The following is a 13,983-nucleotide window of genomic DNA, read 5'->3' on the forward strand; positions in this document are numbered from 1 at the left end:
TGATTTCATCCTTCCTTCTTATTTGTTTGCCGTTAACTTTTTATGAATAAAAGAGCCGAGCCATCGGGCTGCCAAATTAAAGATCAAGACGGACAGTACAAGAACGGCGGATGCCCCGTTTGCGATCGCTTCAGCATCAGGGATGATCCCCTGTGTGTTTACATTCCAAATGTGAACGGCCAGCGTTTCAGCCGGTCTGAAAATATTGAGCGGCGAGGTCTCAGAAAACGGATTCCAATCGGCGAAATTCAGTCTCGGCGTGGTTAGTCCGGCTGTAAACAGCAAAGCGGCAGCTTCGCCAAATACGCGGCCCGACGCAAGAATCGCCCCTGTGATGATGGACGGCACCGCACCAGGGATCAAGACCGTTTTAATCGTATGCCACTTGGACACACCTAAAGCAAGGGAAGCTTCTTTTTGTTCCTTAGGTACAGAGCGGATCGCATCCTCTGTCACCCTGACCATGACGGGAAGGTTGAAAATCGTCAAAGCAAGCGCTCCGCCGATAATGCTGTACCCCCATCCGGTCAAATTAACAAACAGCAGCATGCCGAACATCCCCATGACGATCGAAGGAAGGGATGACAAAACTTCAATACAGACACGGATAAAATCGGTCAATTTGTTGGCGGGCGCATATTCAGCCATATAAATTCCTCCGCCGACTCCAAGGGGAACTGTGATCAGCATCGTCAGTGCGAGAATATAAAACGAGTTGAACAGCTGATCGCGGATTCCGCCGCCGCTTGAAAGCGCACTGGAACGCGAAGTTAAAAAGCTGAGGCTGATATGTGAAACACCATTGATGATGATATAAGTGAACAAACCGACAAGAATGGCGGCGATTACCGCAGCAATCAATCCAAAAACACCGGTTGCTAAACGATCTGTTACTCTGCTGTTCATTACAGTTTCCTCCTGGATGACAGATAGCGGATGAGCAGGATGAACAAGAACGACATGATCAGAAGGACAAGGCCCATTGACCAGAGCGTATTGTTTTCCACGCTTCCGTATGTTGTATGGCCCATATTCAACGTTATAATCGTTGTTAATGTCCCCGCAGGGTCTAAAAGGCTCTCAAACAGGTTTCGGGAATTTCCGATGACCATCTGCACGGCCAGCGCTTCGCCGAACGCCCTCGCCATTCCTAAGACGACGGCTGTCAGAAGCGAAGGCAGCGCTGCCGGTATCAGCACTTTTCGGATTGTCTGCCAGCGGGTTGCGCCCAATGCGTATGATCCTTCGCGCAGATTTTTCGGCAGAGACATGAGCGCATCCGTTGAAATAGAAGTGACCGTCGGCAAAATCATGACAGCCAGGACAATCGTTCCCGCCAGAAGGCTGTGGCCCGATCCGCTTGACTTAAACTGTGAAATGAACGGCACTAACACTGTAAGGCCTATGAATCCATAAACGACGGAAGGAATACCAACAAGCAATTCGACAACCGGCTGCAGTACTTTTCTGCCCCATGATGGCGCGATTTCCGTCATGAAAATCGCACCTCCTATTCCAAGCGGTGCAGCAATCAAAGATGCAAGAAGGGTCACTGCAAAAGATCCGAGTATAAACGGAAGGGCTCCGTATTCAGGGTTTTCGTTCGTTGGATTCCAATCTAGACTGGTTAAGAACTCAATTGGACTTACACCATTGGCCAGAAAAGATTGCAACCCCTTATTTCCGAGAAAAATTGTGATCGAAATCGCCGCCGCCATCATGATAAACGCGCACGACGCAACCAAAATCCTCCCGCGGATTTCATCCATTTTGCGATTATGCTTGGAGCTGATCAGCCGCTCTTTTGCGGACAGTTTCTCTATTTTTTGAACCATTTTTTTACACTCCTATAAGAACAAGTCATAAGAGGGAAAGTGTCAGGAGCACACTTTCCCGCCTTCTATTGTCAATTATTTATCAGTTTGCTTTCCATTCGCATCGCGCTTGACTTCCATGTCTGTTACTGGAATGTAGCCCTGCTCCGTCACGATGGATTTTTGAATGTCATCGTTCATCAAATAGTCGAGGAATTCTTTCGCCAAGCCTTCAGGCTCGCCTTTCGTATAAGAATGCTGGTATGCCCAGATCGGGAATTTGCCTTTTTGTACATTTTCGGCTGTCGGCTTAACGCCGTCGATTGAAAGCGGAGTGACAGTGTCATCCTTGATATAAGAAAACGCAAGATATCCGATTGCTCCAGGCGTTTCAGCGATTAACTTTTTCACTGTGTTTGAAGAATCTTCCGTGATTCCTTCAGCCGGAGTTTCTCCGTCAAGTGCATATTTAACAAAAGTCGCGCGGGTTCCTGAAGAATCAGGACGGTTGACAAGCGTAATCTTTTGATCTTTCCCGCCTAGTTCCTTCCAGTTCTTGATTTTACCTGTGAATACCTTTTTGAGATCCTCTAACGAAATGTCATCGATGCCTACTTCAGGATTGACCGCAGCTGCCATTCCGACAACCGCAACTTGATGATCGGTAAGTTCTTTGGCAGGAATGCCTTCTTTTTCTTCGGCAAAGACATCGGAGTTGCCGATTTGGACTGTGCCTTCAGCCACTTGGGAAAGACCTGTGCCAGAACCTCCAGCCTGAACTTGAATATCGGCATCAGGATTTTCATCCATGAATTTTTCAGCCGCTGCTAAAACAAGAGGCTGCATCGCCGAAGAACCCGAAATCGTCAAAGAACCTGAAGCCTTATTCTCTGCTTTATCGCTTTGTTTGCCTTCGTCTGCATTGTTGTTTGTACTGCTGCTTCCGCAAGCTGCTGCGAAGACAACTAAAACGGACATGATGAACATCAGTGTGATTTTTTTAAATGGTTTCACTTCTTAATCCTCCCGCGTAAATGTGTAATTTGTCCTACGGGTATAGCGTAACTTTTCAGTGTTAATCTTGTTTAAATGAATTATTAAGGTTTTGTAAAATAAGCTTGAACTTTGTATAGAATGCGGGTGAAAGGAACGGGCGCACAAAAAAACACCTGCATGGTTCAATGCAGGTGTTTTAATGAAAAAGTCCTATTCTGTAGCTTCTTTTTCGATTTTGTCTTTATTTTTTTCGGCGGTATTTTCTTTCGATTGTTTTGATTTCAGTTCAAAATACTTATCAAGCACTTTCCGGCCGAGTTCGTTTGTAATTGAATATCTTTGGCCATAGTCATTATAAACCCAAGGAACGACGACGGAAATTGCGACTTCAGGATTATCGTAAGGAGCGTAGGCAACAAGCGTTGTATTGTATGTCGGTGTTCCCGTTTTCGATTTGTCCGGTCCGTCATAGAAAGACTGGGCCGTTCCTGTTTTTCCTGCTGGTTTATATGAAGCAGAAGCAAACTGACCCGCTGCCGTACCTTTTGTCATTACGCGCCTGAATCCGTTTTGGACTTCTTTAATATATTGATCGCTCATGTCTAATTTGTTCAATACTTCAGGCTGCACGGACTGTGTAACGGCCCCGATTCCTTTTTTCGAATCAGGCTCCCTGATCTCTTTCACGAGCTGCGGCTTCATGCGGTACCCGCCATTGGCGATCGTTGATACATACTGAGCCAGCTGCAGCGGTGTGTATGTGTCATACTGTCCGATGGAATAGTCAAGCAAGAAACCAGGCAGTCTTTGAGATCCTTTGTAGCCTGTTGCTTCATTTGGCAGATCGATTCCGGTTTTGACGCCGAGGCCGAACTGGCTGAAATAATACCTGAATGTATCAAATGCTTTTGTTTGAAGATTGAGAGGCTGGTGCGCCTTATATTGACCTTTACCAAGGGCGATCGCTGTTTTAAACATGAACACGTTTGAAGATTGTTCAAGCGCTCCCTGGATACCCAGTGTTCCCAAGCCCACTCTCCATGACTTTTTCGGATTCGGCGAGTCACCGATCCAAAGCGGTTCATCAAGAAAAGTCGTATTTAAATTAATGGCTCCCGTCTGCAAACCTGTTAAAACAGTGGCCCCTTTGACAGCCGAGCCCATCGCGTAAGAAGACGTCATCGCGCCGAGGGCATAGTCGTCAACCTTTAATTTGCCGCTTTCGTTTTTAAGCTGCTTGCCGGCAATCGATAACACTTCCCCGTTTCGCGGGTCCATCATGACGACGAATGCGCGGTCGAGAAGCGGAGCGCTATGCTGGGCTTTGGCGGACTTCAGTTCATCCTCGATAATTTTTTCAATCTCTTTTTGCATATCAACATCGATCGTCAAGACTAAATCTTTTCCGCTTTTCCCCTCTGAAATGACTTCCGTATCGACGATGTCCCCTGATTTGTCGGTAATATTTTTCACTTTCTCTTTCTGTCCCTGAAGCACATTTTCATATTCGGCTTCAAGGTAGCTTTTTCCAACCCGGTCATTCCGGTTGTAGCCGAGCGACAAATAATGATCAAGCAGACTTTTCGGAAGCCCTTCATTTGAATCAGATATGCTGCCGATCATCGTTCTGAGCAGACCGTTATAAGGATAATCCCGCTTCCAATCTGACGTCACATCGACTCCAGGGAGCTCGTCCAGGTGTTCGCTGACAACCGCCATTTCTTTTGCGGTTACGTCCTTGTTTTTAATATACTGCGGAGTCAACGCGTATCCAGAATCCATCTGACGCTTGATTGCCAAGACTTTCAAATCTTGATCTGTCAGTTCTTTCAGTTTATCTTCCGTGATCCTGTCAAGCTGCAGCTGGTATAAATCGTCTTCTTTCAGCTTGCCGTCCTTAACTTTTTTCCGATCCTGATCGGTGATGAGCTTCTCGGCTTTTTTCGGCCTCGTTAAAATCCAGTAGTCCTTTTTATCGCGCTCCGTTATTTTATCTGTATCGATTTTGATCATTTCTGCAAGTTTTTTTGCTATTTTAAGCCTGTCCTTTTGAGAGGTCGATGATGTCCTTGTGTATGTAATGGCATTCATCGGTTTATTTTTCACGATCGTGTTTAAGTTCCGATCATATATTTTCCCCCGCGGAACGCTTGTCGAGACATCGACTTCTTCCTGCTTCTGCACTTCGTTCGTATAGTCTTCGCCAAAGACGATCTGCACCATGCCGAGGCGCACGACGACGATGGTGAAAATAATAAAAGCGAGCAGGAACAATATGTTCAATCTAATGGGGAGCGATTTGCGTTTTTCAGTTTTCATTTTTTTGTTCATCATTAGCATCACCTTTTTGAAATAAAGAAAAGACACCTTATGAAAAGGTGCCAAATCTATTGTAAAGTTTTTTTCGACATTTTTCTACTATTTTCCCTTGCGGCTTACCTTTTTCCTTCTAAATAATTGGGTTCAGCTGTTTGTTTATGCGCATCTTTTCCGACCGTTTCGCGGGCGGGCTCTGTCAGACGGATATCTTTGACGAAATAGTAGATCAGCGTGTGGCCTGCCCCCAGCAAAACGAGGGAAACCGGAATGCCCAGGTCTTCTTTCAGCAGCGACACGAGCAGCAAAAAGACCAAGATCGAGACAATCCGTCCGATGTTTAAAAAAACCTCTCTGACGACAATATATTCGATCCGCGCTTTCCGGGCATACCTTGCTTTACCGATCACATCATATGTGAGCGATGAATACGGTACGAGCAAAATCGGATAGCCGATCGCAATCGCTACAGCATACAGCAGCAGCGTCACATACGTCATATGAAACAAAATCAGAAAGAGAGCGCCGAACAGGATGAGACCGCCCATTAAAATCGCCTTTTTGCGCGCTCCTTTTTTAATAAGCCGCGTTGCGAAATAGTATGCAAAAAAAGAAACAGCTGAATTAATCAAGCCGAACTTCCCCAATGCCAACTCGCTCTTTGTCGTAATAAAGACAAAGACATTGATTAAAAAAACGAAAATCCCTTCTCTCAGCCCCTGAAAAAAATGAGCATTTGTAATGCTGCGCCAATTCGGGTCTGAATTTCGTTCTGCCCAGATTTTCTTCAAAATGTAGCGGCCGCGCGATTCACGCCTCTTTAAAAAAAAGCTCGTGATGACAGCCACTGAAAATAAAGCCAAAGACAGGCTGAAAATCACCGTGTACCCCGTGTTGTCAGCAAGCCGTGAAATAACATAGCCGGCGACAATCGGACCGATCATTCCCGCGCCGGAATTTAAAATGCCGAGAAACCCGTTAAAAAAATCTCTCGTGTCCGGCTCAGTGATTTCAAATGTCAGGACATTAAACGCAAGCCAATAAAATCCGTAGCCAATTCCGAGCACACTGCCGAGCAGCACAAGCCGTGATCCCGCATTCTCCCCCGCCAACAGCACGGTTAAATAAAATACAGCCAAAAACGAAACGCCAAACCTGAGTATAAACACCCTGTCGATTTTTTTAGCAAGGCGGCCTGCAAACATAAAGATGATAGGCTGCATCACGACGATCGACAAATTGTAAATGGCCAAATCGACAAACTGTCCGGACTGCTTCCACAGATATACATTCACAAACGTATTGGAAAGGGCAATGCTAAGAGAATAAAGGCCGCCGACTGCAAGCAACAGCAGGAGGTCCCTGTTTACTTCAACATCGCCTATTATGTTTTTGATTCTGCTCATAACTGACTCCCCTTTACTGATCATCATTAGTCTGTCTCATCAAAAGTCAGTTATGTACTTCAGAGCAAAAGAAACGAAAAACAAACAGACCGGCTTTTTGCCGGTCCTTCAACAGCCGCTCCGCTTCGCGAACAACATAAAAAGGCCCGCTTTCCGCGGGCCTCTCAGCGTGTCGACAAACCCTCGCATTCGTTGTCAGGCCTGCGCGTCGGTACTCACGAATCCAACATTCGCTCCGCTCCGATGCTCGGCCTTCCTAGACTGCAAGGGTTTTCAATCACGCTGAAAAGGGATGATAAAATCCCAAAACAAAAAGTCGTTTTGGGATTTTATCAACAATCTGAAAGGCCCGCTTTTCGCGGGCCTCTTTTCTCAAACTGGATTATTTTGCTTCGCTGTAAAGGCGTGCAACTTCATCCCAGTTCACGACGTTCCAGAATGCTTTAATGTAATCTGGACGGCGGTTTTGGTAATTCAGGTAGTATGCGTGCTCCCATACGTCAAGACCTAAGACAGGGGTCTTGCCTTCTGAAAGAGGAGAATCTTGGTTTGGCGTGCTTGTGATTTCAAGCTCTCCGTTATTGACAACAAGCCATGCCCAGCCGGAGCCGAAACGGCCAGCTGCTGCAGCGGCAAAGTCTTCTTTGAATTGATCGAAGCTGCCGAATTTGCTGTTGATCGCTTCTGCCAATTCACCAGTCGGAGCGCCTCCTCCGTTTGGAGAAAGAAGTTTCCAGAACAATGAGTGGTTGGCATGTCCACCGCCATTGTTGCGGACAGCTGTGCGGATGTTTTCCGGTACAGCATCAAGGTTTGCAACAAGCTCTTCAACAGATTTGCTTTCAAGATCCTGTTTGCCTGCCACCGCTTCGTTCAATTTTGTAACATATGTGTTATGGTGCTTCGTATGGTGAATATTCATCGTCTCTTTGTCGATGTGAGGTTCTAACGCATCGTAAGCATAAGGTAATTCTGGAAGTTTGTAAGCCATATCAATTCCTCCTTAATTTGTATGTATTGAAATGCCGCCTTTAGCAAGCCTTTCCTCTTTCAATGTATCAAAAGAAAAGGCTTGTTTCAATGGAAATGCTCACAAAATGATCACAGTTGCATTTCAAGCGCTCACTAAACTTTATCCTTTTCCCCTTCTTTTTAAACATGGACGGGAAAATTTTAGAGCACAGTATATAAAAAGTAGCCGATCATTATCAGCTGAATCACACTTTTCGCAAAAACGCCTGAAATAAATCCGATCAATGAACCGATCCCGATTCTGGCCGCTGTTTTCAAATCCTTCTGATGGACAATCATCTCACCCGCCAAGGCCCCGAAAAAGGGCCCCAAAATAATGCCCGCCACAGGTATCACAAAAGGTCCGATCAAAAGGCCGATTGTGCTGCCCCATATCGCCGCCCTGCTGCCGCCGAAGCGCTTAATACCGAGGAGATTTGCAATATAGTCAGCAGCAAACAATACGGCTGTAAAAATGCCTTCAATGATCCAAAACAGGTAGGAGTAATGCCCGAATGTAAATAAAAAACCGTATAGTACAAAGCCGGCTACGATGAAAACGACGCTCGGAATGATGGGATAAACAAGGCCGATGAACGCAATGACGAACATCGCCGCAATGATGATCCAATATAAAACATCCATCCGAATCTCCTCCAATCGATTGTGATGCTTCATATTATACCCATTTTTCCAAAAGGAAACTTCCAGAACCCCTGTTGATCGATAAGTTTTCTTGTATTCGTCCTTTTGTGACGATACAATAATGCAGATACATTATAGAAATAGGAAGTGAAAAACGAATGAATTTATTTCAGCGATTTTTTAAAAGTACATATTCCCCTCACGCGATTGGCAAAATGCGTTTCCAAGGCATAGGGAAAACGATTTTATACGTATTTTTGCTCAGCATCATCGCCGCTCTCCCGAACCTTTACCATATCAGCAGCGGAGTGGTGAATACAATGAACAGCTTTCAGTCAGCTGTAAAAGAATTCCCCGCTTTCTCCATAAAAGACGGCTCACTGCAAACAGATGCAAAGAAAGCGATTGAATCACAGTCATTCGGATTTGTCATCGTTTTTGATCCGAGCGGCTCTTATAAAACAAAACAGATCGAAGACAAACGGAATTCCGTCGGCATTCTGAAAGATAAGTTCGTCATCGCCATTGACGGCCAAGTTCAGGAAATGCCGTACACCATGCTTCCCGAAGACATGTCCAAGAACGATATCCTTTCTTTAGTTGATCAAAATAAATCGGTGATTGTTCCCGTCTTATGCGTTCTGCTGTTTTTGGCGACGGCAGCCGGAAAATTCATTGATGTCTCGGTTCTTGCCGTCATCGGGCTGATCATTCGCAATGGACAGAAGAAAATGCTCTCCTATAAGCACCTTTGGGTAATGTCTGCTTATTCGATCACGCTCGCGACCGTGTTTTTTGCAATTATGGACGCGCTGGAGGCGGTGGTTCCAAGTCAGTTCCTCCTGAACTGGTTTGTGAACTTTATCATCCTGTTTCTCGCCATTAAAGAGACGCCGTCTTCTAAAGCAGCAAGGTAAAACGGGCAGGAGCAAATTTATTGTCATGTTGAAAGAGGGACAAGCGTAACATAATAAAAAATGCACGAAATGGGGACAAATCAGATGAAACGTGTGATTGTGCTGTTTTCGATTTTGCTCGCCCTGTTCATTGTTTATTATGACTTGAAATCAGGCACCATCCCTCAAAACGCCTTGCCGGCTTCAACCATGGCAGCAGAAGCTCCGGCTGCAAGCCTGCAATATAAGACCGTTACCGTCAAACCCGGACAGACCGTATTTTCAATCATCGGGAACAGCGCCGTTCCGGCCGACAAAATAGCCGAAGATTTTGAAGCGCTGAATCCGAATGTGAAGGCGAGCCGCATTCAAGCAGGCATCACCTACAAGTTTCCCGTTTATCCTGAATAAGCGTTAATTTCTTGTCAGTTTCATGAACGGGCTGTTACAATAAGACTTGTAAACGATTTGGTATAAGAAAAGGAGCAACCGCCTCCGAATTATACTTAAGGAGCGAATTCAAGTGAGTGAAATCACACATCGTACAAAAACGCGTCCCGTTAAAGTGGGACCTTTAACAATAGGCGGCAATAACGAAGTCGTCATTCAAAGCATGACAACAACAAAAACACATGACGTTGAAGCAACCGTCGCCGAAATCAACAGACTCGCGGAAGCGGGATGTCAAATCGTCCGTGTCGCCTGTCCTGATGAACGTGCTGCAGACGCGATTCCTGAGATCAAAAAGCGGATATCCATCCCTCTTGTCGTGGATATTCATTTCAACTATAAATTGGCTTTAAAAGCGATCGAAGGCGGAGCCGATAAAATCCGCATCAATCCGGGAAACATCGGCCGCCGCGAAAAGGTTGAAGCGGTGGTCAATGCAGCGAAGGAAAAGGGCATTCCAATCCGGATCGGTGTCAATGCAGGCTCTCTGGAAAAACGAATCCTTGAGAAATACGGCTATCCGACAGCAGACGGCATGGTCGAAAGTGCACTGCACCACATTAAAATTCTTGAAGATCTCGATTTCCACGATATCATCGTCAGCATGAAGGCGTCTGATGTCAATCTGGCGATTGAAGCGTACGAAAAAGCGGCAAAAGCATTCGATTATCCGCTTCATTTAGGCATCACCGAATCGGGTACGCTGTTTGCCGGTACGGTGAAAAGCGCCGCCGGTCTCGGCGCGATCCTTTCAAAAGGAATCGGCAATACATTGCGGATTTCTTTAAGCGCGGACCCGGTCGAAGAAGTAAAAGTCGCCAGGGAGCTCCTGAAATCTTTCGGGCTCGCTTCCAATGCAGCGACATTGATTTCCTGCCCGACTTGCGGCCGGATCGAAATCGATTTGATCAGCATCGCCAATGAAGTCGAAGATTACATCGCTAAAATCAAGGCGCCGATTAAAGTTGCCGTTCTCGGCTGTGCCGTCAACGGTCCCGGAGAAGCGCGTGAAGCCGATATCGGGATTGCCGGCGCACGCGGCGAAGGCCTTCTGTTCCGCAAAGGCGAAATCGTCCGGAAAGTGCCTGAGGAAACGATGGTCGAGGAATTGAAAAAAGAAATCGACAAGCTCGCCGAAGAGCATTATGCCAAACAAGCGGCCGAAAAAGAAAAATTAAACACAAAATAAAAAAGCTTGACGGATATCCGTCAAGCTTTTTCCGTTAGAAAAACGGGGTGATGAATATGCCAAGCACCAAGGAAACTGCACCGATACCCATTGCCCATGCTCCTAAGCCAGCTGCTCCTTGTCTTCTGGCTATATAACCGACAATGATCCCTGCAATTCCTAACAGCACTGGAAGCATAAACAAGGAAATAATCGAAAGCGCAAGCGCGATATACCCGGTTACGCGTCCGCCGGCAGCATCGGCATCGTTACGCGCGTCACCGTTGTCCCTGTTATCCGTACGATAAGTCGGGGCAACTTCTGCTGCTGTTTCTTCTAAAAAGTCATCATTATCTAAAGTCGCATCGACTAGGTCAGCATCATAACCGGCCCGGTTACGACCGCGAACATTTTGATCTCTTTCCATTCGATATCCCCCCTCTTTAATCCATAAAGGAGCATTTATAGTTTAAGCATTTTAGCCCGATTCATGTTTGCTAAACTTTACTGTAAATGTTAAAAGATTATGATACACTGGAGGAATGGATGATAAGGAGTGTGGACATGTTACATTTAGGAATCGATATTGATGGAACGATCACTGCCCAGGATACTTTTGTTCCCTATTTGAACGAGTCGTTCAGCCTCTCCATTACATTGGAAGATATTAAGGAATATGACTTAACAAAGCTGCTGAATATATCCCAGGAAGATTTTTGGAAATGGATGAACGAAAACGAGCCCCGCATCTATCAGGAAGCATTGCTGGCTCAATATGCCAAACAGACGCTGGATGAGCTGAAAAAGCAGCATAAGCTGATATACATTACGGCAAGAAGACACCATCTGGAGGATATCACCTTTGATTGGTTCGAGAAACGCGACATTCATTATGACCATATAGAACTTGTCGGCGGTCACGATAAACTGGAAGCCGTCTTCAGGCATAAGATCGATGTTTTCTTTGAGGACCACCACGGGAATGCAACCATGATTGCAAAAGAAGCAGGCATTCCGGTTCTGTTGTTTAATACGCCGTATAATCAGCTTCCGATCGATTCAAACATCGTCAGAGTCGACAGCTGGCTTGAAGCCGCCCAATGGCTGAAAAAGAACGAGAAAACGATTAAAGGCGCAAAAAGCATGTAAGATAAAGTCTCTTACATGCTTTTTGCGTTAAAAAGGCATATGGCTTTTTAACGCCATATGCCGCTTTTCTTTACTGCGCTTCTGCGCTTTTTTCTTCGCATCGCGGGCACGTTCCGTAAATTTCAAACTTGTGGCCGCTGATCTGGTAGCCGTCAAGATCGTCTGTCAGCTTTTCCATCGGGCATAGCTCGATTTCCTTCGTTTTGCCGCACATCATGCAAATAAAATGATGGTGGTGATGAGCAGAAGAACATTTAAAGCGAAACAGCTTTTCACCGGAAAGCTCAGTCGTTTCCAAAATGCCGAGTTCTTCAAACAGCGACAAATTCCTGTAGATCGTATCAAAGCTTAACCCCGGATAATCATCGTTTAAAGCGGAAAGGACGTTTTTCGCCGTTAAATATTTATCAGAATCACTAAACAGCTGAAGCATATCCTCCCGTTTGCTTGTATATTTATATCCTTTTTCCTTCAGTAAATCAAGCGCTTCCTGTACGTTCACGGCGAATCCTCCTTTTGATTTTATTATAACTGATGCACAGTATCAGGATAAAGATCGACAGCATCACGATCGTTCCCCCCGGCGCAAGATCGAGATGATAAGCAAGCACCAGGCCGACGATGACGGAAAGTTCACCGAATAGAATCGATAAGAAGATCGCCTGCTTAAACCCCTTGGCAATGCGCATGCTCGCAGCGACAGGGAGCGTCATCAGCGCTGAAACGAGAAGCGTACCGACGATTCTCATTGAGGCGGCAATAACAAGCGCAACGATCAAAATAAATATAAAATGAATCCACTTTGCGGAAATCCCCGAAGCTTTAGCATGCTCTTCATCAAACGACAGAAGAAACAGCTCTTTAAAAAGGGAAAACACCACAATCAAAACGGCCGCGGAAATTCCGACGATCACCAGCATGTCTTCCCGCGAAACAGCGCTGACGCTGCCGAATAGATAGCTGAACAGATCCGTATTAAATCCGTCCGCAAGCGAAATAAAAATAACGGAAATCCCGATTCCCCCCGACATGATAATCGGGATCGCCAGCTCCTGATAATGTTTATAAACCGTTCTCAGCCTCTCGATAATCAAAGATCCGGCAACGGAAAACGCCATTCCGAAATAGATCGGGCTGACGCCGGCGAGTACTGCAAACTGTTTGCCTGCATACAGGCTCGCTGCTATGCCGGCTAAAGAGACGTGGCTGAGCGCATCTGCGATCAGCGACAGGCGCCTGACAACGATGAATACACCGAGCAAGGGCGCGATGAGGCCGATTAATATTCCTGAAATAAAAGCGTTTTGCAAAAACTCATAATGAAAAAAAGGTGTCAGCATTATTCGTGTCCTCCATGATGATGGTGATTGTGGCTGATGGCTTGAACATCATGCCCGTAAAATTGAGACAAGTCTTGATCTGTCATGGACTCAAACTCTTCTGTATTGCCGTGAAAATGAAGATGTTTATTCATGCAGGCAACGTGTGTGACTTTATCGGAAACCGTGCCGACATCATGGGTGACAAGAATGAGTGTAATGCCTTTTTCACGATTCAACTTCTCCAGCAGCTTGTAAAACCCTTCAACTGTTTTTTGATCGACTCCAACCGTCGGCTCGTCAAGAATGAGCAGCTTCGGTTCGCTCACAAGCGCTCTCGCGATGAAAGTTCTTTGCTGCTGTCCCCCCGAAAGCTCGCCGATGTTCCTGTCTTTCAGGGACGTGATGCCGACGGCTTCGATCGCTTCATCCACCTTTTGCTTATCGGCTTTGGACATGCGTCTGAATAAGCCGAGCTTCGCTGTTAAACCGCTTGCCACCACTTCATATACGGAAGCGGGAAAACCGGTGTTAAAGCTGTTTGCTTTTTGGGATACAAAGCCGATTTTGCTCCAGTCCTTAAATTTTCTGAGAGGGACGCCGAACAAATTAAGTTCGCCTGTCTGCGGCTTAATCAGCCCCAGAATGCATTTCAGCAATGTCGTCTTTCCCGATCCGTTTGGACCGACCAAGCCGAGAAAAGTCCCTTCTTCAATGTTTAAATTGATATCTTCTATCACATTTCGATGATCATAGGAATATGATACATGCTTCATTTCAATAATAGGTTGTTTCAATACGTTCACCTTCAAC

At 45.8% G+C, this 13,983-nt stretch carries 15 protein-coding genes; 4 read left to right on the top strand and 11 right to left on the bottom strand.

The window, feature by feature from the left end:
- Positions 1–18 precede the first annotated feature (18 nt).
- The 7 genes from pstA to M1D67_RS14025 all read right to left on the bottom strand — a co-directional run bounded on the left by pstA (position 19) and on the right by M1D67_RS14025 (position 8,188).
- On the bottom strand, positions 19–906 hold the full coding sequence (pstA, locus tag M1D67_RS13995; protein ID WP_224067290.1) for a phosphate ABC transporter permease PstA: 888 nt from the start codon (positions 904–906) through the stop codon (positions 19–21).
- Positions 906–1,835 carry a phosphate ABC transporter permease subunit PstC gene (pstC, locus tag M1D67_RS14000; RefSeq protein ID WP_003183532.1) on the bottom strand — a complete coding sequence of 310 codons (930 nt, stop codon included), beginning with the start codon at positions 1,833–1,835 and terminating at the stop codon, positions 906–908. Before pstC ends, pstA begins: the two co-directional genes overlap by 1 nt.
- A 75-nt stretch (positions 1,836–1,910) precedes the next feature.
- The gene (locus tag M1D67_RS14005) at positions 1,911–2,801 is read right to left on the bottom strand and encodes a phosphate ABC transporter substrate-binding protein (protein ID WP_031304750.1); all 891 of its coding nucleotides are present in this window, start codon (positions 2,799–2,801) and stop codon (positions 1,911–1,913) included.
- A 219-nt stretch (positions 2,802–3,020) separates the two neighbouring features.
- Positions 3,021–5,144 (bottom strand): peptidoglycan D,D-transpeptidase FtsI family protein, encoded by a 2,124-nt coding sequence (locus M1D67_RS14010; RefSeq protein ID WP_035338382.1) that lies wholly within the window; start codon positions 5,142–5,144, stop codon positions 3,021–3,023.
- Between the two features lie 101 nt (positions 5,145–5,245).
- A complete protein-coding gene (locus tag M1D67_RS14015; protein WP_023855214.1) occupies positions 5,246–6,532 on the bottom strand; it encodes an MFS transporter in 1,287 nt (428 codons plus the stop codon).
- 382 nt (positions 6,533–6,914) lie between these two features.
- Entirely contained in the window at positions 6,915–7,523 is a 609-nt protein-coding gene (gene sodA / locus M1D67_RS14020) for a superoxide dismutase SodA (RefSeq protein WP_023855215.1), read from the bottom strand.
- A 182-nt stretch (positions 7,524–7,705) separates the two neighbouring features.
- Positions 7,706–8,188, bottom strand: coding sequence for a DUF456 domain-containing protein (locus tag M1D67_RS14025; protein ID WP_105981082.1), 483 nt, complete (start codon positions 8,186–8,188; stop codon positions 7,706–7,708).
- Positions 8,189–8,346: 158 nt separating this feature from the next.
- On the opposite strand from M1D67_RS14025, the gene M1D67_RS14030 reads away from it, so the two are divergent.
- The 3 genes from M1D67_RS14030 to ispG all read left to right on the top strand — a co-directional run bounded on the left by M1D67_RS14030 (position 8,347) and on the right by ispG (position 10,723).
- Positions 8,347–9,105, top strand: coding sequence for a DUF1189 domain-containing protein (locus M1D67_RS14030; RefSeq protein WP_105981083.1), 759 nt, complete (start codon positions 8,347–8,349; stop codon positions 9,103–9,105).
- 84 nt (positions 9,106–9,189) lie between these two features.
- Entirely contained in the window at positions 9,190–9,495 is a 306-nt protein-coding gene (locus tag M1D67_RS14035; protein ID WP_026579294.1) for a LysM peptidoglycan-binding domain-containing protein, read from the top strand.
- 106 nt (positions 9,496–9,601) lie between these two features.
- The gene (ispG, locus tag M1D67_RS14040) at positions 9,602–10,723 is read left to right on the top strand and encodes a flavodoxin-dependent (E)-4-hydroxy-3-methylbut-2-enyl-diphosphate synthase (protein WP_095323521.1); all 1,122 of its coding nucleotides are present in this window, start codon (positions 9,602–9,604) and stop codon (positions 10,721–10,723) included.
- 34 nt (positions 10,724–10,757) lie between these two features.
- On the opposite strand, the gene M1D67_RS14045 is transcribed toward ispG, so the two are convergent.
- The gene (locus M1D67_RS14045; protein ID WP_023855219.1) at positions 10,758–11,129 is read right to left on the bottom strand and encodes a hypothetical protein; all 372 of its coding nucleotides are present in this window, start codon (positions 11,127–11,129) and stop codon (positions 10,758–10,760) included.
- A 137-nt stretch (positions 11,130–11,266) separates the two neighbouring features.
- On the opposite strand from M1D67_RS14045, the gene M1D67_RS14050 reads away from it, so the two are divergent.
- Positions 11,267–11,851, top strand: a complete 585-nt coding sequence (locus tag M1D67_RS14050; RefSeq protein ID WP_026579293.1) for a 5' nucleotidase, NT5C type — start codon at positions 11,267–11,269, stop codon at positions 11,849–11,851.
- 70 nt (positions 11,852–11,921) lie between these two features.
- On the opposite strand, the gene zur is transcribed toward M1D67_RS14050, so the two are convergent.
- From zur to M1D67_RS14065, 3 genes are read right to left on the bottom strand one after another with little or no spacing between them, the layout of a single operon-like run.
- Complete coding sequence (gene zur / locus M1D67_RS14055; RefSeq protein WP_023855221.1) at positions 11,922–12,353, bottom strand: zinc uptake transcriptional repressor Zur; 432 nt, start codon at positions 12,351–12,353, stop codon at positions 11,922–11,924.
- The gene (locus M1D67_RS14060) at positions 12,331–13,191 is read right to left on the bottom strand and encodes a metal ABC transporter permease (protein WP_023855222.1); all 861 of its coding nucleotides are present in this window, start codon (positions 13,189–13,191) and stop codon (positions 12,331–12,333) included. The genes zur and M1D67_RS14060 overlap by 23 nt, the downstream gene beginning before the upstream one ends.
- Complete coding sequence (locus M1D67_RS14065) at positions 13,191–13,967, bottom strand: metal ABC transporter ATP-binding protein (RefSeq protein WP_023855223.1); 777 nt, start codon at positions 13,965–13,967, stop codon at positions 13,191–13,193. Before M1D67_RS14065 ends, M1D67_RS14060 begins: the two co-directional genes overlap by 1 nt.
- Positions 13,968–13,983: the final 16 nt, after the last annotated feature.

Source organism: Bacillus sp. PK6-025 (genome assembly GCF_056530265.1).